The 18,467-nt window shown below is 59.3% G+C and carries 18 protein-coding genes, 1 tRNA gene and 2 pseudogenes; 12 read left to right on the top strand and 9 right to left on the bottom strand.

Annotated elements, in window-relative coordinates; all coding sequences use genetic code 11:
* From ABJO75_RS12765 to ABJO75_RS12755, 3 genes and pseudogenes are all read left to right on the top strand, one after another.
* A partial coding sequence (locus tag ABJO75_RS12765; protein ID WP_333483634.1) for a transposase occupies window positions 1-127 on the top strand: 127 nt, incomplete at its 5' end.
* A 647-nt stretch (window positions 128-774) separates the two neighbouring features.
* Window positions 775-1,383: a DUF6880 family protein gene (locus ABJO75_RS12760; protein ID WP_348123961.1), complete on the top strand. Its 609-nt coding sequence runs from the start codon at window positions 775-777 to the stop codon at window positions 1,381-1,383.
* 18 nt (window positions 1,384-1,401) lie between these two features.
* Window positions 1,402-1,539, top strand: a pseudogene (locus tag ABJO75_RS12755) (IS6 family transposase); the annotation flags it as partial.
* On the opposite strand, the gene ABJO75_RS12750 reads toward ABJO75_RS12755, so the two are convergent.
* The 5 genes from ABJO75_RS12750 to ABJO75_RS12730 all read right to left on the bottom strand — a co-directional run bounded on the left by ABJO75_RS12750 (window position 1,479) and on the right by ABJO75_RS12730 (window position 5,531).
* Window positions 1,479-1,958: a hypothetical protein gene (locus ABJO75_RS12750; protein WP_348123969.1), complete on the bottom strand. Its 480-nt coding sequence runs from the start codon at window positions 1,956-1,958 to the stop codon at window positions 1,479-1,481. The pseudogene ABJO75_RS12755 and the gene ABJO75_RS12750 overlap by 61 nt on opposite strands.
* Window positions 1,959-2,052: 94 nt before the next feature.
* Window positions 2,053-2,137, bottom strand: a tRNA-Leu gene (locus tag ABJO75_RS12745).
* A 259-nt stretch (window positions 2,138-2,396) separates the two neighbouring features.
* Window positions 2,397-3,461, bottom strand: a complete 1,065-nt coding sequence (locus ABJO75_RS12740) for a betaine/proline/choline family ABC transporter ATP-binding protein (RefSeq protein ID WP_348123959.1) — start codon at window positions 3,459-3,461, stop codon at window positions 2,397-2,399.
* Between the two features lie 6 nt (window positions 3,462-3,467).
* Window positions 3,468-4,496: an ABC transporter permease subunit gene (locus ABJO75_RS12735; RefSeq protein ID WP_348123958.1), complete on the bottom strand. Its 1,029-nt coding sequence runs from the start codon at window positions 4,494-4,496 to the stop codon at window positions 3,468-3,470.
* Window positions 4,497-4,568: 72 nt separating this feature from the next.
* The gene (locus ABJO75_RS12730; protein WP_348123956.1) at window positions 4,569-5,531 is read right to left on the bottom strand and encodes an ABC transporter substrate-binding protein; all 963 of its coding nucleotides are present in this window, start codon (window positions 5,529-5,531) and stop codon (window positions 4,569-4,571) included.
* A gap of 179 nt (window positions 5,532-5,710) precedes the next feature.
* On the opposite strand from ABJO75_RS12730, the gene ABJO75_RS12725 reads away from it, so the two are divergent.
* Window positions 5,711-6,685 carry a LysR family transcriptional regulator gene (locus ABJO75_RS12725; protein ID WP_348123955.1) on the top strand — a complete coding sequence of 325 codons (975 nt, stop codon included), beginning with the start codon at window positions 5,711-5,713 and terminating at the stop codon, window positions 6,683-6,685.
* Between the two features lie 15 nt (window positions 6,686-6,700).
* On the opposite strand, the gene ABJO75_RS12720 is transcribed toward ABJO75_RS12725, so the two are convergent.
* The gene (locus tag ABJO75_RS12720; protein WP_348123953.1) at window positions 6,701-8,218 is read right to left on the bottom strand and encodes a trimethylamine methyltransferase family protein; all 1,518 of its coding nucleotides are present in this window, start codon (window positions 8,216-8,218) and stop codon (window positions 6,701-6,703) included.
* Window positions 8,219-8,399: 181 nt separating this feature from the next.
* On the opposite strand from ABJO75_RS12720, the gene ABJO75_RS12715 reads away from it, so the two are divergent.
* Genes ABJO75_RS12715 through hisD form a run of 6 tightly spaced genes read left to right on the top strand, consistent with a single transcriptional unit; the run spans window position 8,400 to window position 16,029 of the window.
* Entirely contained in the window at window positions 8,400-10,835 is a 2,436-nt protein-coding gene (locus tag ABJO75_RS12715) for an FAD-dependent oxidoreductase (protein WP_348123951.1), read from the top strand.
* A 7-nt stretch (window positions 10,836-10,842) separates the two neighbouring features.
* Window positions 10,843-11,928 (top strand): helix-turn-helix domain-containing protein, encoded by a 1,086-nt coding sequence (locus ABJO75_RS12710; protein ID WP_348123949.1) that lies wholly within the window; start codon window positions 10,843-10,845, stop codon window positions 11,926-11,928.
* Complete coding sequence (locus tag ABJO75_RS12705; protein ID WP_348123947.1) at window positions 11,837-12,850, top strand: D-cysteine desulfhydrase; 1,014 nt, start codon at window positions 11,837-11,839, stop codon at window positions 12,848-12,850. Before ABJO75_RS12710 ends, ABJO75_RS12705 begins: the two co-directional genes overlap by 92 nt.
* A gap of 14 nt (window positions 12,851-12,864) precedes the next feature.
* Entirely contained in the window at window positions 12,865-14,058 is a 1,194-nt protein-coding gene (locus tag ABJO75_RS12700; protein ID WP_348123945.1) for an aminotransferase class I/II-fold pyridoxal phosphate-dependent enzyme, read from the top strand.
* Window positions 14,055-14,756: an amino acid racemase gene (locus ABJO75_RS12695; RefSeq protein WP_348123943.1), complete on the top strand. Its 702-nt coding sequence runs from the start codon at window positions 14,055-14,057 to the stop codon at window positions 14,754-14,756. Before ABJO75_RS12700 ends, ABJO75_RS12695 begins: the two co-directional genes overlap by 4 nt.
* 4 nt (window positions 14,757-14,760) lie before the next feature.
* The gene (hisD, locus tag ABJO75_RS12690; RefSeq protein ID WP_348123941.1) at window positions 14,761-16,029 is read left to right on the top strand and encodes a histidinol dehydrogenase; all 1,269 of its coding nucleotides are present in this window, start codon (window positions 14,761-14,763) and stop codon (window positions 16,027-16,029) included.
* Window positions 16,030-16,114: 85 nt separating this feature from the next.
* On the opposite strand, the gene ABJO75_RS12685 is transcribed toward hisD, so the two are convergent.
* Together ABJO75_RS12685 and ABJO75_RS12680 are read right to left on the bottom strand one after the other, a co-directional pair.
* Entirely contained in the window at window positions 16,115-16,318 is a 204-nt protein-coding gene (locus tag ABJO75_RS12685; RefSeq protein ID WP_348123939.1) for a hypothetical protein, read from the bottom strand.
* Between the two features lie 170 nt (window positions 16,319-16,488).
* Complete coding sequence (locus tag ABJO75_RS12680) at window positions 16,489-16,827, bottom strand: hypothetical protein (RefSeq protein ID WP_348123967.1); 339 nt, start codon at window positions 16,825-16,827, stop codon at window positions 16,489-16,491.
* On the opposite strand from ABJO75_RS12680, the gene ABJO75_RS12675 reads away from it, so the two are divergent.
* Together ABJO75_RS12675 and ABJO75_RS12670 are read left to right on the top strand one after the other, a co-directional pair.
* Complete coding sequence (locus tag ABJO75_RS12675) at window positions 16,711-17,094, top strand: transposase (protein WP_348123965.1); 384 nt, start codon at window positions 16,711-16,713, stop codon at window positions 17,092-17,094. The genes ABJO75_RS12680 and ABJO75_RS12675 overlap by 117 nt on opposite strands.
* Window positions 17,022-17,456, top strand: a pseudogene (locus ABJO75_RS12670) (transposase); the annotation flags it as partial. The gene ABJO75_RS12675 and the pseudogene ABJO75_RS12670, both read left to right, overlap by 73 nt.
* Here ABJO75_RS12670 and ABJO75_RS12665 read toward each other — a convergent pair.
* A complete protein-coding gene (locus tag ABJO75_RS12665) occupies window positions 17,406-18,458 on the bottom strand; it encodes a permease (protein WP_348123938.1) in 1,053 nt (350 codons plus the stop codon). The pseudogene ABJO75_RS12670 and the gene ABJO75_RS12665 overlap by 51 nt on opposite strands.
* Window positions 18,459-18,467 lie beyond the last annotated feature (9 nt).

Raw genomic sequence — 18,467 nt, 5'->3', positions numbered from 1 at the left:
CAATCGCATCGAGATCATGTTCGGCAGGTTGAAAGATTGGAGACGGGTCGCGACCCGATACGACAGGTGCCCGAAGGTCTTCCTCTCCGCAATCGCGCTAGCGGCAACCGTCATCTATTGGCTATGAGTCCTGACCCTAGGGCTGAGACCTGCCGACCGCACCTGCAGCATCAGAACCGTGTGCCCTTGGACTCAGCGGGCTCTCTGCCGTTATCTGACAGGTTCACGCAGGCATGCTGAACTCGTGTACGATGCATCGTTTTCAAGCAGGTATCTAATGTCATGTGGAGAACACTAGCGCGATCGACGATCGAACTTGTCTACACCATTCATGTCAACGCCATGTCAACGCACGTACGCCGATTTGGCGCGGTTTGGGCCGGTGAAAGCGGGGCAATGTCGGTGGGTGTCGGAATGGAAAACGCGTGAAAACAAAGGCTTATCTCCTAAGTACTTGAAATCTATAACTTTTTGGAATCGCTGATTTATCGGCTCATAACCTGAAGGTCGTAGGTTCAAATCCTACTCCCGCAACCAAAATCATCACAACATATCAACACGCTAGCGCCCCAAGGGGCGCTGTGCGCGTTCCGGCGTTTCCGCTTGGTGCTACAACGGCGCTACGCTCGGGGCCAAAACAGACGCGCTAAGAACCATTGCAGTGAATGGCACGCAGTCATGGCTAGGGAGACAGTACTGACGATGCTGACGATCAATTATTGAGTTTCTATCCTTATGATGCGTTCACCCGCGCGGCCTTGGCGGTCGGAGGTGATGGATACCCCCTTCCGGAGTTTCCATTCCAATCTTGATGAGGTTTATGAAGACTGCCTCAATCGTCTGGGCAAGCTGGACGATCTGAAGGTGCATCTCTGGTCCACGTTCGAGCAGGGTTTGAACGCGCGCGCCCTGCGCGAATACCTCAAACTGTTGCCGGATTTTGACGATATCGAGGCCGAGGAACAAGCGCTCGATGCTGTCGAAACCGATCCTCGCCTTGGCGCGGCGATCAGCTTCCTGGTCGACTGGCCTGCGCTTGATCGGGCCGCACAGGTCGTGCTGGCACGCTCCGATGAGCTGGACGGTGATAACTACACCACGCTGAGCCACGCCGCGGAGGCGCTGGACGCGCGCCACCCGCTGGCCGCGACGCTGCTGCGCCGCGCGATGGTCGAGGACACGCTGAAGGGTGCGAAATCCACGCGCTACCGCCATGCCGCGCGCCATCTGGCCGAATGCCAGGCGTCCGAACCGGCGATCACCGACTATGGTGCACTCCTGACGCATGAGGGTTTTATCGCAGCGCTTCGGCAGAAACATGGCCGCAAATACGGGTTCTGGTCCCTGGTGGGCGGCTATTGCCAAGTTGCTAAGGTTGAGTGATCCAGCTAGGTCGCGCTAATGAACTTCCCAACGATCATGCCACGCCTGAAGGGTTTTCGCTTTCCTCGTGAGATCATTGCCTACGCGGTTTGGGCTTACCATCGCTTTGCATTGAGCACCGCTGACGTCGAGGATCTGTTGGCTGCGCGGGGCGTGAAGGCGTCCGCCAAGGTGGGCTTGGGCGTCTCTGCCTCTGGGGTCTTGATCGCACGATATAGCAGCGGGTCTTCGTTGCACTGAGCCTCCTCGGCCAAGGCGTCCTTTGCTGCTTCGACGTCTCCTACGATGTCTGAGGTCAGCCGCTCAGCTTCCGCTTCGGCTTCCTTCCAGAGTTGCCTTGGAGACATTCTTGCACGTTCTTCGTCAGAGCGCCTGTAAGCCTCTACGGTGGCCTTAAAAATGTTCATAAAGGCAGCATGCTCGGAGACCAGAGCGGCCCCCTCACGGGCTTTCATAGGCTTCTGCATGAACGACTCACCCAGAGCCTTGCCCACATCCTTGGGCCAACGCCTCCGGAAGCGCTTGCGACCCCCTGCCAGTTCATCAACGTGCTTCAACTTCACGATCATTACCATTTCGATTTGTCCCGTATGTGTCCTGGAAAGTGTCTCGGAACACAGGCGCAAACCCCTGATAGCTAAAGATATATGGGTGATCAAGGTGTGTCGGTGGTGCGGGTGAAGGGACTTGAACCCCCACGCCTTACGGCGCCAGAACCTAAATCTGGTGCGTCTACCAATTCCGCCACACCCGCACGTCTGCACAACAACGCAGTTGGTGTCGTGCAGTACGGCGCTGCTTAGCAAAGCTCTTGGATGGATGCGAGAGGAAATCCGGCATAGCCAGTGTTGGACAGTTCAAAAAATGTAATGACATTGCCTGACGTCAGAGCCGATGGTTCCTAATAGGCGTATCAGCAAGACAATCGAAAGCGCGGGCGAGAACATCGGGGCCGTCACAATCGCCAGCGCGACCAATAAACCCTGCACCCCGAGGCCGCATCGGCACTGTTGCTAACGACCTGCCGTGGTTTCTGGTGGACCGCTTTCCACAGACCCGTATGGAATCAATGCGGACAAGAGTTCGCACGTCTCGATTTTTCCGGCAGGCTGCCCGTCCCTGACGACCATGACAGTGGCGTCAGTCCTGCCCTTGGCAACCCGGATGACCGTCTCAAGCGTATCCTGCCAATCAACTTGCCCGACCACCACCCCGTCCGGGTTACCTTCGGTCGCGATGGTTCCGGCGCGCAGCACGCGGGCGCGGTTGATGTCGCCCACGAAGGCTTCAATATAGGGATCGGCCGGCTGCATCACGATCTGCTGCGGGGCGCCCTGTTGCACAACAGCGCCGTCCTTAAGGATGACCAGATGATCCGCCAGCTTGAGCGCCTCGTCCAGATCGTGGGTGATGAAGATGATTGTCTTGTGCAATTCAGTCTGCAGTTCGAGCAACAGATCCTGCATGTCGGTGCGGATCAACGGATCAAGAGCGGAAAAGGCCTCGTCCAGCAACATGATATCGGTGTCAGCGGTCAGGGCACGGGCGATGCCCACGCGTTGCTGCATGCCGCCCGAAAGCTGTCGGGGATAACGATCCTCGAACCCGGACAGGCCCACGCGGTCGAGCCACTTGCGCGCCTCTGCTTCGCGAACCTCGCGTGCATCCCCGCGAATGCGCGGTGCCATAGCCGCATTTTCCAGCACTGTGTTATGCGGCAGCAAGGCAAATTTCTGAAACACCATCGACATGGATTTGCGGCGCAAGCGGCGCAGGCTTTGTTCGCCAAGCTGCATGACGTCTTCGCCATCCATCAGGATCTCGCCGGCGGTGGGTTCGATAAGTCGGTTTAGATGCCGGATCAGGGTGGACTTGCCCGACCCTGACAGGCCCATGATCACCGAAATCTCTCCGGCTTGCATGTCGATGCTGATATCCTGAAGCCCAAGGACATGACGATGGTTTTCCAACAGTTCGGTCTTTCCGATGCCCTGATCGCGAACGGCTGGCAACACGCGCTGCGGGTGGGGGCCAAAGATCTTATAGAGGTTCTTGACGCGGATTTTGGGTGAGGTCATCGCTGTCTAGTCCGTCTCATGGGTGGGATCGATGCGTTGCAGTGCGGCCTTGGAACAGCGATCAAGCACCACCGCCAGCAAGACGATGCCAAACCCGGCCACCAAACCAACACCCAGTTCAAGATTGCGGATGCCGCGCAGGACCAGCACGCCAAGTCCGGGTGCAGACACCAGCGAGGCAATCACCACCATCGCAAGGCTCATCATGATCGTCTGGTTCACACCGGCCATGATATTGGGCAACGCCAGAGGCAATTGCACCCCGAACAGTTTCTGCCGGTTGGTCATGCCAAAGGCGTCTGCGGCCTCGATCACATCCTGATCCACAAGGCGAATACCAAGGTCGGTCAGCCGGATCACCGGTACGATGGCGTAAAGAATGATCGCGATGCCATAGAGTTTTGGTTCGGTCACCGAAAACAGGAAAATCAGCGGGATCAGATAGACAAAACTCGGCAATGTCTGGAGCATGTCGAGGATGGGCAGCATCACCTTTTGCAAGCGATCCGACCGCGACATCAGGATCCCCACAGGCACACCCAGAAGAACGCTGAGACCGGTGCAAACAAAAATGATCGACAGGGTCTCCAGCGCCACGTCCAGATGATCGATCAAGCCAAAGAACAGGAAGACCGAGGCCACAAAAACAGTGATGCCAACCTTGCGCGTCGCTGCCCACGCAGCCCAGACGAGCAAAGGGATCAGAATCCACCACGGGGTCGTGGTAAAGGCATAGAGCGCCCCTTCGAGCATCCAGGACAGGGGCTGTGTCAGCGGATCGAGCACGAATTTCAGGCTGTCCTTGATTGCAAGGAACCCCTGTTCAACGCTGACGGTCACATCGCGTGTCTGCGGGATCGCATCGCAGGCCTCGTGCAGGGCATCAAGCGATGGAAACGGCAGGACGTCGCCCGTACCATCACCGCCACTGCTCTTGGCGAGGAGTTGGGCCATGCTCATCGGGGACTCCGACGCATCGGCATCACACCAGTCTCGCAATCCCAACCCGTCGAAAATCTGTTCGTAGCTCGACACCTGCATCTCTCCTGCGCGATTTACCTGTGTACCCGGCCGGTTCTGCCCGCCGGGTACGCCCTAAGGTTCATGCTATTTCAGCAGAGCTGACAGTTTTTCGCGTGCCGTATCGTTTAGCCAGTCAGCCCAGATATCCGGGTTACTGGTCAGGAAATACACGGCCCCTTCTTCGGCGGAGGCATTGTTGTCTTCCATCCAGGCCAGAACGCCACCCATCTGTTCGTTGGTGAAGGTGACGTTTGACATCAATTCCGCAATTTCCGGGTTCTTTTCCTGAAAGCTGGTGGTTGCCGCAGTCTTTACCGCCGCCCGTGGATAGGCCGAAATGCCCGGCTCGGCACATTCCTTGCTGCTGTTGCAGGTGTGGGTGTCTGCGTCGTATTCAGCGGTTTCCACCAGAACCATTGGATATTTGCCTAGGATCGCGGTTGGCGCCCAGTAGAAGCCGAACCACGGCTCTTGATCAGCATAGGCCGAGGCGATGGCGGTGGCGAGTGTTTCACCAGATCCGTGGTTGAACACCTCGATGCCAGCGCGCTCCATGTCGATGACGCGGTTCATGTTGTCGTTGACCGTCCGGCATCCCCATCCGTCGGGACAGTTGTCAAACCGGCGTCCAACCAGATCGGGATTGGCGAGAATACCGTCCAGCGTTGCCGCCTCGGGGTTTGCGTCCACAACGTATTGCGGCACCCACCAGCCTTCGATGCCACCGTCAGACAAGACATCGGTCAATTCCACCAGCTTGCCCTCTTCGACCAGCTTGGCATAGGCGGGGGCAGTATTGACCCACAGTTCGGTCAGAATGTCCGGCGTGCCGGTCTCGGCGACCGAGGTCAGCGCGGTGGGGGTCGAGGATGGCACAGTGGTTACGGCGCAGCCATATCCCTGCTCCATCAGGAACTTTGCCACAGACGTCACCACATTCGCCGAAGCCCAATCCATCTGGGTGATCGTGACCTCGCCACAATCTTGTGCCAGAACCGGGGCGGCGAACCCCAGGGTACATACTGATGCCAGAACCAATCGCTTCATGTTCACTCCAATGATATGTGCGCAGCACGGCACGCTGCGGGGCCGCTCATGGTGGGCAAGGCTTCCACGGTTTTTCAGATGGACGGAATGTTTCCGACTTTGTGCGATTTTTTGCGTTTTATGTTCGCAAATTTTGCGATTAAGATGCGCCAATACCCCCTCTGTTCGCCGCAGGTACCATGCCCCGTCAAGCCTCAGCCAAAGACCTCAGCCTCAAGTCACTTGAGCTTTTTCAGATCTGCGCCCAGAAGGGGTCGCTGCAGGCGGCGGCGCGGGAAACAGGGCTGACCGTCAGCACCGTATCGCACCATCTGCGCAATCTCGAAGACCACCTTGGGGTTGATCTGTTCAACCATGCGCGCCGCCCCATGGTGCTGACACCAAAGGGGGCTGCGTTCTTGCGCAACATCGACGGGGCGTTGTTCGCCATCCGCAAGGCCAAGGCCGAGGCCTCAGCTGGCAGCCTGACCGAAGCCAGCTATCTCAGGGTCGGCACGATCGAGGATTTCGACAGCGATATCATCCCGGAACTGGCGGTGTTCCTGTCGTCCTGCATGCCGGCCTGCGATTTCATGTACCAGACCGAATCCAGCCATGCGATCATTGACATGCTGCGCAACCGCCAGCTTGATCTGGGCATCACCGCCGCGCCCGGTGAACGGCTGGGCGAATTGCAGGACAGGCCTTTGCTGCGCGACCCCTTTATCGTGGTGTTGCCGCTGATCAACGAACAATCGCTGTCGGATATTGTGGAAAACCGCACGAAACTGCCCTTTCTGCATTTTTCCGGCAACCTGATGATCGCCCGCCAGATCGAGTCGCAACTGCGTCGCATCGGGGTGACAACACCGCACAAATTCGAATGCAGCAACAACCAGACCCTTATGGCGATGGTGGCCGCCGGTGCTGGTTGGACCATCACCACGCCGCTGCTGTTTTCTCGTGCCAAACGGTTTCAGCCCAAGCTGCGGATGCACCGGTTTCCGGGCAAGAGTTTTTCCAGGACGCTGGCGCTTGTGGCCACACCGGATTGCTCCAGATCGGTGATCGAACTGGTCGATGACAAAATGCGCAACCTGATCCGAAACCATGCATTGACCCCGACCCATCTAAGCAATCCGTGGCTGAAAGACAGTTTCAAACTGCTCAACTGAAACCGATGGTCAAGGTCAGAGAATATTGAACCGGGCACGGATCTCGCTGTCCTGTTCTGGCGTGAGATACTCGGGCTGATGATCCCGCAGAATGGTCTCCGCCTTGCTCCGCGCCCGCGACCAGGCATCTTGCGCGCCTTTTTCGGCCCACGTGCGGGGTTCGTCCCGATCCGCGAGCGACGGATAAAAATAGTCGCGCTCCATCGCCGCATAGGTTTCCTGCGCCCCGAGGAAATGCCCCGGGCCGAGCACCGTGTCACAGATTGCGTCATAGGCAAGGTTTTCGTCTGTCACCTCAATACCCCGCAACGCGCGGTAGGTGTTGGAGTGCATTTCATCATCCAGAACGAACGCCTCAAAACTCGCACCAAGCAGCGAGGCGGTCATGCCCGAGCTTTCATAAATCAGATTGCCCCCTGCGAGCGCGGCCGCCATCGAGGTAATGCCCTTTTCCATCCCATATTGCGCATCTATCGCCTTGGCATCCGTCATCGAGCAGGCCACGCCCGACGGCAGACCCAGCCAGTTTGACAATTGCGCCGAAGCCGCGTTCAGCACCGCGGTTTCCCCGCTGCCGCCGGAAAAGGCACCGGATCGCAGGTCGACCACAAGCGGCCAGTTTGAGAACACCATCGGAAATCCCGGCTGGATCGCGTGCACCATGACAAGGCTGGCCAGCGTTTCCGCCAGCGATTGCGCAAGGAACCCGGCAAGCGTCGCCGGTGCGGTGGCCCCCGCCTGCGCGGCGGTGATGCAGGACATCGGGATGTTGTGCTTGATGCATTCGTAAACCACGTCGACCGCATCCTCGCCATAGCGCATCGGCGAGATGACCGGGCTGATATGGGTCTTCAGGAACGGGCGCTTTGAAAACTCGCCCTCCCCACCCGCTGCGATATCCAGCATTTTGACAATAGGGCCCACATGTTCGGCCAACGTGAACGACGTCGCGGTCGGTTTGGTGGTGTTCTTCAGCAACGCGTAGGCCGTATTTACATCCAGATCGAAATTATCGGGAACATCGGTCGCCACACAGCAACGGGTGAACCAGCTGACATTGGCCAGCGTGTCCTGAAGGCGGGTAAAATCGTGCAGATCCACAAGGGTCGATGGCCGGTACAGACCGCTTGCCATGTCCAGCGTCTGAACAGCAGCACCGCCGGTGCCGAAATGGACCCGGTTGCCGCCAACTTCGATTGACCGGTCCGGATCGCGCCCGTGCAAGACAAATGTCTTGGCCGCCTGATCTACGGCGCTTTCGACAAGGGCGGGCGGAAACGGGACACGTTCGGAACCATTATCGATGGCCCCGACCGCAAGAAGATCGGCGTGCAGGCGCGGCGGCACTTCTCCCATGCCCAGCTTTTCAAGCAGATCAAGCGCGGTGTCATAGATGCGCCGCAGCTCGGTCTCGGACAGCGGTTTATAGCTGCCGCCGATCTGACCGGGCGGACAAGGATCAAGCGTGGGTTTGGCCGAACGCAACGCCATCCGCTCTCGTCTTCCGGTTCTTCTAGCACGGGGCAGTGTCATGTTTCACCTCGCATTTTCTCTAGCAATTCAAGTCGTTTACGCGACCGCCTCGCAATAGGTTCTCGCTTGCGCATATATTATCGAATATAGATTTCGATATTTTCGAATATCATGCGAAGCGTTTGCGATTTCGGGTCATCTCTGCCCCTCTTGGCCGCAACTTGCATCGGAGGCGTTGCCCATGAAATCGCGGACCAAAGTAGTTGTCATCGGCGGCGGCATCGCCGGTTGCTCGACTCTCTATCACCTCACGCAGGAGGGCTGGACCGACGTGGTCCTTGTCGAGCGCAATGAACTGACCAGCGGCACCACATGGCATTCTGCAGCACAGGTGACAAACTTTGGCGGCAACCAAACGATGGTCGGGCTGAAAACCCATTCAATCAATCTCTACAAGAAACTGTCCGAAGACCCGGAATATCCGATCAACTATCACCATGCGGACGGTGGCATCCGGCTCGCGAACACCGAAGAACAGATGCAGGGTTATCGGCACTTTGCCTCGATGGCGCGCGGCATGGGTGTCGAATTTGAAATCATCGACGCCGAAGAATGCGCCCGCAGGCATCCGCTGATTTCTACCACCAACCTGCTGGGCGGGCTTTGGGATCCGCTGGATGGCGATATCGACCCGGCGCAACTGTGTCAGGCGCTCGCCTATCATGCGCGCAAGGCTGGAGCCGAAGTTTACCGCAATACACCAGTCACTTCGCTGACCCAGCACAAGGACGATACCTGGACCGTTCACACGGAAAAGGGCGATATCGACTGTGATGTCGTGGTCAACGCCTGCGGCTATCGTGTGAACGAAGTGGGCGCAATGATGGGTGTGCATCACCCGGTCGCCTCGATGGAGCACCAATATTTCCTGACCGAAGATATCCCCGCCATCGCCGAGGCCGGCCACCGCATGCCGCTCCTACGCTGCCCGATCAGCGACTATTACAGCCGTCAGGAAAAGGGCGGTTTGCTGGTCGGTTTCTATGAACAGGACTGCAAGACCTGGGGCATGGACGGGATCGATCCGAATTTCGTGAATGCCCTGTGTCCCGACGATCTCGACCGTGTCATGGACGTGCTGGCCGGTGCGTTTGAACGTATGCCAGCGCTCGAAGAAACCGGTATCCGCTCCATCGTGAACGGCCCGATCACCTATACCATCGACGGCGCACCACTGGTCGGACCCATCCCGGGCAAGCGGAACGCCTTTTGCATCATCGGCCTGCGTGCCGGTCTGGGCGAAGGCGGCGGGCATGGCTGGCTGCTGGCGCAACAGATCGTGCATGGCGAGGCGTGTTATGACACCTGGTGCATCGATCCCCGCCGGTTCACTGGCCACACCAACGTGGAACTGACCGCGCTGAAGGCGATCGAGGATTACCAGAACGAATTCCGCTTCCACTTCCCGCACGAGCACCGCCCGGCGGGTCGCCCGGCCAAGACCACGCCGCTGACCCCGATCATGGCCGCCGAAGGGGCCGAGTTCACCGTGGTGAACGGCTGGGAACGGGTCGATTACATCAAGCCCACTCCTGATTTCCATCCAACGCTTGGGTTCACGTTTGACGAGGCGTTCGATGTGGTCGCCGCTGAGGTCAGGAATGTGCAGGAAAATGTCGGCCTTTGCGAAGTCAACGGCTTTAACCGGTTCGAGATCACCGGTACCGACCGCCATACGTTCCTTGACCGCATGTTCTGCGGCAATGTCACCAAACGTGCCGGGCGTGTCGGGCTGGGATATCTCTTGAACGACCACGGCATGAACAAAGGCGAAGCGACGATTGCCAACCTGCCCGCCAGTGACCGTGGTCCGGACCGCGTCTGGTACGGGTCAGCTGCCGCCGCCGAATATCACGACATGGACTGGCTGACCGCCCATATCGGCGCAGACGAAGACGTGCAGATCAAATCGCTGACCAATGATCAGACTATTCTGGTTCTGGCCGGACCCAAGGCGCGCGACGTATTGTCGGCCTGCGCCCGGGGCGATTGGTCGAAAGAGGCTTTCCCATGGCTGTCAGTCCGCGAATGTTTCATCGGGTTTTCACCCGCAACCGTGCTGGGCGTCAGCTTTTCCGGCGAACTGGCCTATGAAATCCACGTGCCGAACGCATCGCTCTATGCGGTCTATCTCGCCCTGCGCAAGGCGGGCGAGGTGCATGGGCTGAAACTCTTTGGTGCGCGGGCCGTTGACTCCATGCGCATGGAAAAGGGCTTCCTGCATTGGAAGGCAGATCTGATCACCGAATTTGACCCGTTTGAGACCGGGTTGGACCGCTTCGTAAAACTCGACAAGGGTGATTTTGTCGGCAAGGACGCGCTGGTGAAACGCCACGCCGAAGGCCCGCGCCAAAAGCTGGTCACGCTGAAGATCGACACAACCGATGCACCGGCCTATGGCGGCGGGTCCCTGATGCAGAGCGACAAGGTCGTCGGCACGATCACCTCGGGCGACTGGGGGCATCGGACGGGGATGAACCTGGCCTACGCCTTTGTCACGCCCGATCTGGCCGGTGAAGGCAGCACGATGCAACTCGATCTGTGTGGTCAGATGGTTGCGGCCGAGGTCATCGCGCCATCGCCCTATGATCCGTCTTATGCACTGATGCGCGGGTAAGCGTTGGATGGCACGGGTTTCTGTTACCATTCTGGCTGAACCGGGTTTTGTGCCAACCGAACTGGCGTTGGTGCAGGATGCATTGCGCATTGCAAACCGGCTGGGTCAGGACTTGCAATTCGACGTGCGTATCTGCACCACAACCAAGAGCGATCTTGTCGAAGGTCTCGGCGGCATGCTGGTGCGCACGACGCCCCTGCCGCTGAACGAGGCCGCCTTGTCAGACCACCTTATCGTGCTGGGCGGCAAGGGGATCGGAGCGCGTTTTGATGTGCTTCGCACCCGGCTGCGCTGGTGCGAACGCATGGGTCAGAATATCATCCTGATGTCCGATGCGGCCTTTGAATGGCAACGGCTCAACCCCGATGCAGAACAGATCACGACCCATTGGGAAGATCAGCAGGCCCGGGCAACCTCGATCTGCGAGCCACATAACAAGCTGCCGCTGTTCGCCCGCACCGGACGGGTCACAACAGCGGCTGGCATGATGTCGGCGGCCGATGTCACCCTCAGCCTGATTGTCGCGCCCTGTTCGGCCCTGTTGGCGCAATCGGTGGGCAATATCCTGTTGATGGACCGGATACGTGACGCCGCCGCCGAACAGCCACGCAGCGAAAACGACGTCAACGCCCTGCGGGTGGCCAAGCTGGAAAAAGCGATCGCGGCGATGGAGGCGCATCTCGAAGAGCCGCTCTCGATTACCGAACTGGCTGCGCTTGCCGGCGTGTCGGTGCGCCAGTTTGAGCGCAGGTTCAAGGTGTATCTGGGCCAATCCCCGGCAGCGTTCTATCGTTCGCTGCGCCTGCGCCGTGCCCGGTTGCTGATTGAACAGACCGCTATGCCGGTCGTCGAAATAGGGCTCGCCTGCGGATTTGGCTGTTCCTCGAATTTTGCCAAGCTATTCTCACGTGAATTCGGCATTTCCCCCATACGGCACCAGACCCGATTCCTCGCAATGGCTCATGACGCCAATTCCGACCCAAAACCACAAGGATACCCAGATGCACATTTCCCGCTTTCCCCGTGTTCGCCTCGCCCATCTGCCCACGCCGCTGGAGCCGATGGAGCGCTTGTCCAAAGAGCTGGGCGTTGAAATCTGGATCAAGCGTGACGACTGCACCGGCATGTCCACCGGCGGCAACAAAACCCGCAAGCTGGAATTCCTGATGGGCGAAGCGCAGGAACAGGGCGCCGACATGGTCATGACCCAAGGCGCGACCCAGACCAATCACGGGCGCCAGACCGCCGCCTATGCGGCCAAGCTGGGTCTGGATTGCCACATCCTGCTCGAAGATCGCACCGGCTATGACGACGCCAATTATAACACCAACGGCAACGTCCTGCTGGATCACCTGCACGGCGCGACAACGCAGAAATTTCCCGGCGGCCACGATATGCCCGGTGAAATGGAACGCGCCGCTGAGAAAAAACGCGCCGAGGGCCGCAACGTCTATGTCATTCCCGGCGGCGGATCGAACCCGACCGGTGCGCTAGGCTATGTCAACTGCGCCTTTGAACTGGTGTCACAGGCCAACGACATCGGTCTGAACATTGATCGGCTGACTCACGCAACCGGCTCGTCGGGCACGCAGGCAGGGCTGGTCACTGGCCTGTGTGCGATGAACGCACAGATCCCGGTGTTGGGAATTGGCACCCGTGCGCCGCAGCCCAAGCAGGAGCAGATGGTCTATGATCTGGCCTGCAAGACCGCCGAAAAGCTGGGATGTGCCGGCGTGGCCAAGCGCGAGGATGTGATGGCCAATACCGATTACGTCGGCGACGGCTATGGCCTGCCCACCGACAGCGGCATCGAAGCGATCCGGATGTTTGCCGAACTCGAAGGTATCCTGCTCGATCCCTGCTATTCCGCCAAAGGTGCCGCCGGGTTGATTGATCTTGCACGAAAAGGCGAATTCAAGGACCAGCGCATCGTGTTCCTGCATACCGGGGGTGCCGCAGCACTTGGCGGCTATGATTTCGCTTTTGACAACAGCGCCCGCTGGGTCGAACTGTAGAAAGGAACACCGCCTTGGCACGCAGGTTTACTGGCTCATTCACTCAGCAAGAGGCGATCCCGACCGGAGCTATCGACGCGGCGGTGGCTGTTCTGCAATCAGGTCGCCTGCACCGCTATAACCTCGCCCCCGATGAGATCGGCGAGGTGGCACAACTGGAGTCCGAATTCCGTGATTGGCAAGGCAGCGCCTATTGCCTAGCCGTCACCTCTGGCGGTCAGGCCTTGCAGATAGCGTTACGGGCCTGTGACATCGAACCGGGTGATGCGGTGTTGACCAATGGCTTCACCCTCGCCCCGGTTCCTGGTGCCATCCGCGCAGTCGGCGGCAAGGCGGTTCTCGTCGAGATCGACGAAAATCTGCGACTTGATCTGGGCGATCTGGAGCGCAAGATCGCGGCCTCAGGTGCGCGTATGTTGCTGCTGTCACACATGCGTGGTCACCTCTGCGACATGGACCGGCTCATGGAGATCTGCGATGCCGCCGGTGTCACGGTGATCGAGGATTGCGCCCACACGATGGGTGCGCAGTGGAACGGCAAGCGGTCTGGAAATTTCGGCAAAATCGCCTGTTTCTCCACTCAGACCTACAAACACATGAACTCCGGAGAAGGGGGCTTCCTGACAACCGACATCCCCGACTTCGCCGCGCGCGCGACCATCCTGTCGGGCAGCTATATGCTGTATAATCGCCACGGTGCCGGCCCTGAGGCTGAGGCGTTCGATTTGCCGCGCTATGACATGCCCAACTGCTCAGCGCGGATGGATGCCCTGCGCGCCGCTATCCTGCGCCCCCAACTGGCGCAGCTGGACGCCAATATCGATCGCTGGAACGCTCGCTATCAAGAGGTGGAGCGTGTTCTGAGAGCCTATGCCCGGATTGCCACAATCGCACTGCCCGCTCAGGAGGTGCATGTTGGATCGTCGATCCAGTTTCGCCTGCCGGGCTTTTCCGATGATCAGTGCCGTGCCACGCTTGCATCAGCGGCCGCGCGCGGAGTGGAGCTAAAGTGGTTCGGCGGGAAAGAACCCCATGGTTTCACCTCGTCGCACCACAGTTGGCGCTATGTCGCAGGCCAATCCCTGCCCGAAACCGACCGTATCATGGCGACACTGTTCGACATGCGCCTTCCACTGAGCTTTTCAGAGGCGGATTGCACGTTGATTGCCGAGTTGATCGGGGAAACCGTGGCCGAGGTTTCACAATGACCCGCAATGTCGTCGGTATTCTCGGGGGTATGGGACCGGAGGCCACGATCCTGTTGCAACAGCGTCTGCTGTCGACCGTGCAGGCCCGTGACGATGCCGATCACCTGCCGCTCTTGATCGACATGAACCCGCAGGTTCCTTCGCGTATTGCGCACCTGATCGAGGGCACCGGGATTGATCCCGCGCCTGCGCTTGCCGAAATGGCGCAGCGGCTTGAAACCGCCGGAGCGACAGCGTTGGCAATGCCATGCAATACAGCACACCACTATGCACCGCAGATCGGCGCGGCGGTATCGGTTCCGCTGCTCAACATGGTCGATCTGGCCGTGGCGCGCGCTGCACAGACCATCGCACAGGGCGGCAAAATCGGCATTCTTGCGTCCCCAGCCACACGCATTGCGGGGGTGTTCGATGCGGCGTTGGAAAAGGCAGGACTCCGCGCGGTCTGGCCGGACAACTCTGACCGGATGTTGAGCGCGATCAGATCGATCAAGGCCGATGGGGCAACGCAGGACGCACAGCAAATTCTGTCTGACGCAACGCTCGAACTGACCGGCAATGGCGCAGCACTTGTGCTCGTGGCCTGCTCTGAATTCTCTCTCCTTGCCCCGACCCTCTCCGCCAGCGTTCCGATTATCGACACGATCGATGTTCTGGCCGACGCCATACATGACCACACCCTGACAAGATCGAGTTGACGCCATGGCCATAACCTATCTCAAGACTGCCGCGCCCCGCCCAGCCGTGGAAAACAAGGATGTTCGCGATATCGTCGCCATCATGCTGGCCAATATCGAGCGCGAAGGCGAGGCCGCGGTGCGCGGCTATGCCGAAAAACTCGACGGCTGGACCGGCGAGATCGTGCTGTCGGATGCCGAGCGCAAGGCCGCCTGCGATCGTGTGCCCGATGCGCTCAAGGACGACATCCGGTTCGCCCAGAAAAACATCCGTCGTTTCGCCGAGGCGCAAAAGGCGACGTTGGGCGAATGCGAGATCGAAGTGATGCCCGGCCTGATCGCCGGGCAAAAGCAAATCCCCGTTTCGAGCGCCGGGTGCTACGTGCCAGGCGGTCGGTACAGCCATGTCGCCAGCGCCCTGATGACAATCACCACCGCCAAGGTCGCGGGCGTAAAGCATATTTCTGCAGTGTCCCCCACCCGGCCCGACATCGGCATACCTGACCCGATCGTCTTTGCGATGGACCTGTGCGGTGCGGATTTGATCCTGAACCTCGGTGGCGTGCAAGGGATCGCAGCCATGGCGCAGGGGTTGTTTGGAGGCAAACCCGCGGATATTCTCGTCGGGCCGGGCAACAGCTATGTGGCCGAAGCCAAACGGATGCTGTTCGGAGAGGTGGGGATCGACATGTTCGCAGGCCCGACCGATTCACTGGTCATTGCCGATCACACCGCATCGGCGGATACCGTCGCTTGGGACCTCGTCAGTCAGGCGGAACACGGCATCGACAGTCCGGTCTGGCTGGTCGCGACCGACAAGGTGCTGGCCGAGGCCGTGCTGGACCGTGTCTCGGCCCTGATCGCCAGCCTGCCGCAACCCAACGCCGCTGCCGCCCGCACCGCCTGGGACGAACGCGCCGAAGTGATCCTCTGCGACAGCCGCGAAGAGGCCGTGCAGATTTCAGACCGCTATGCGCCCGAACACCTTCAGGTGCAGGCCGAGGATCTTGACTGGTGGCTTGACCGGCTTTCGGCCTACGGCTCGCTGTTTCTGGGCAAGGAAACCACGGTGGCTTTCGGCGACAAGACCTCTGGTCCGAACCATGTCCTGCCAACCAGCGGCGCTGCGCGTTACACCGGCGGCTTGTCGGTGCATAAGTTCACCAAGACCGTGACTTGGCAGCGCTGCAACGAAGACGCTTCGCACGAGCTGGCCTTGCGCACCGCGCGGATCAGCCGAGCTGAAGGCATGGAAGGGCACGCGAGGTCGGCCGAACTGCGCCTGCGACCCTAGAAGTACGCCCAAGCGCGATGGCCTTTCTCGAGGCCACCGCGCCGGTCCGTTTGGCGGATCACGACGTCTGTGGCAATCGACATCCCTACCGCCACCAGGCTGCGGAACAAAGATGAACGGATCTCTTCCAGGTGCCCCAAAGGGCTAACTCGCGCGTGGCGAGAACCGTATTGTCCGCAACCAGAAACACGAAGTACCCGTCCAGATAGTAGGCGCTGCCCAGATCAATGATCGAGGGGGCATCCGGCGATTCCCTGAAAGGTGTTTCAATCGCGGACGCAAAGTTCACCCTCTCGCCCTGTCATTTCAAATTGCGCAACGGCACTCGGTGTCGAACGCGCAGGCCAACGAGATCATCTCGCGGCATGTCACCCTGGTTCCTGCTCAATGGCGCATTGGGCAGCCCAGCTTGCGTGGTCCAAATTGAAAGTTGGCGTCCACTCAGTCGATGACACTATTCTATGAGCTACTAAGCTCGGCTTTGTTGCAGAGATCGCCGCACCGCTGATATCGTTGCGGTTTGTAGCATTCAGGAATTTGTGAATGCCGCACAAGCTCAACGCTGATCGTCGTGACAAGATCCCAATTCAAAGGCATCGGGTGACCAACTGGGCTGAATACAACGAAGGCCTGCGGCGACGCGGCGATCTGACTGTCTGGATCAGCGAGGACGCGCTTGCCTTGTGGTCGGCCCCGCGCCGAACCACGTGCGGCGGACAGCCGCACTACTCTGATCTGGCGATTGAGATGTGCCTGACGCTGGGCCTGGTCTTCAAGCAGCCGCTGCATCAAACCCAAGGATTGATGCGCTCCCTTGCGAGGCTGCTGGGGGTTGAGATCGCAGTGCCGGACTTTTCCACGCTCTCGCGCCGGGGCAATGGGTTGACGTTGCGCACAAAGCCGAGATCCAAGAGTGACAAACCAGTGCAACTGGTTGTGGACAGCACCGGCCTGAAGGTGATTGGCTTGAGGAGAAGCATAAAAACCGGGCGAAGCGTAAGAATTGGCGCAAGCTCCACCTCGGTCTTGATCTTGTCAGTGGCGAGATCGTTTGCTCCGATTTGACCACAGACGACATTAGTGATCCAACGGCACTGCCAGACCTCTTGGATCAAGTCGACGGTCCGGTTGATCTATTCCTCGCAGACGCGGCTTACGACGGCAGTTCAACCCGTGAACTTCTCGTCGAACGTTTTGGCACAATCGTCAAGATCGCGATCCGGCCCCCCAAAAACGCAACCTTACGCCCGAACGCGGCGCTTCACCCGCACCATCAATCCATGGAAATGAAACCGCTGCGGCATTCGATCTGCCGACTTCGCAGAACCAATGCCAGATGCGAAATGGCCAGCGCAGGTGCTGCGCTGGCCTTTGGTTCAAAGTGTGACCCAAAACTGAAACGCCAGACCGGCCGCGAACGAACCTGAAAGCGCGATGCCAAGGTACAACAGGAACACCGGGCGCTTGACCAGCGCCCAAACCGCGACGGCGGCGGGCAGTGAGGTCACACCACCTGCGACAAGAAACGCCAGCCCGGCACCGGGTGCCATGCCCTGTCCCATCAATCCGCCAACCAAGGGAAGCGCGGCATAGCCGTTAAGGTAGGCAGGAACGCCGACAAGCGTTGCAATTCCGATCGGGGCCAAGCCTGCGCCACCCAGTGTTTGGGCCACCAGGTCTGCGGGCAGCCATGCCAGCATCAGGCTTTCCAGTACAAAGGCAAGCGTCAGCCATTTGGCCAGGAACAGCGTTGTCTTGATACCTTCCTTGGCAAATTTAGAGACCCGCGCATTGTCGCGCCAGAACGCCCAGACGACCGGTTGTGCCGTGCGGACCTTGGCGCCACCACAGCCGCCGTTGCCGACATCTTCGCGCAGCGGGTTCGTCAGGCCACCGGACTTTGCCAGCAGATGCACAACCGTTCCGCCAAAAACGCCGAGACCAATGGCCGCGATGGTCTTGGCAATCGCGAATTCAACACCGAGAACACCGGTGGTCAAAACGAACATCGAAGGGTCCATGACGGGCGAAGCCAACCAAAATGCCATGACCGCCGATAAGGGCACACCCATGGCGAGCAATGCGGCGATCAACGGAATGACACCGCAGGAACAGAAGGGCGACAGGCCCCCGGCCAAAGCCGCGATCAGGATCATGACGGCAGGGGAGCCTGTAAAGGCCCGCGCAATCAACCCGTCCGCGCCGGTTGCGCCGGCATAGGCGGCAATGCCGATCGACAGCACCAGAAACGGAGCGACGTCCAACAGGTTGTTCGCGGTGAACTTTGCACTCTCTGCGCCCTGTTCTGGGGCGAACAGGAACAACAGGATCAAGATCCCCAAAGAGACCAACCAAACCCGTTCCTTTGACCAGATCCTGTGGGCCAAATCGACCGACCAATGCCGGGTGGGTTGCGTGAGTGTACTCATATCCATTCT

This window comes from Sedimentitalea sp. (genome assembly GCF_039973035.1).
Classification (GTDB): Bacteria; Pseudomonadota; Alphaproteobacteria; order Rhodobacterales; family Rhodobacteraceae; genus Sedimentitalea.
Note: the sequence above shows the minus strand (reverse complement) of the source record. Positions and strands in the feature narration are given on the sequence as shown.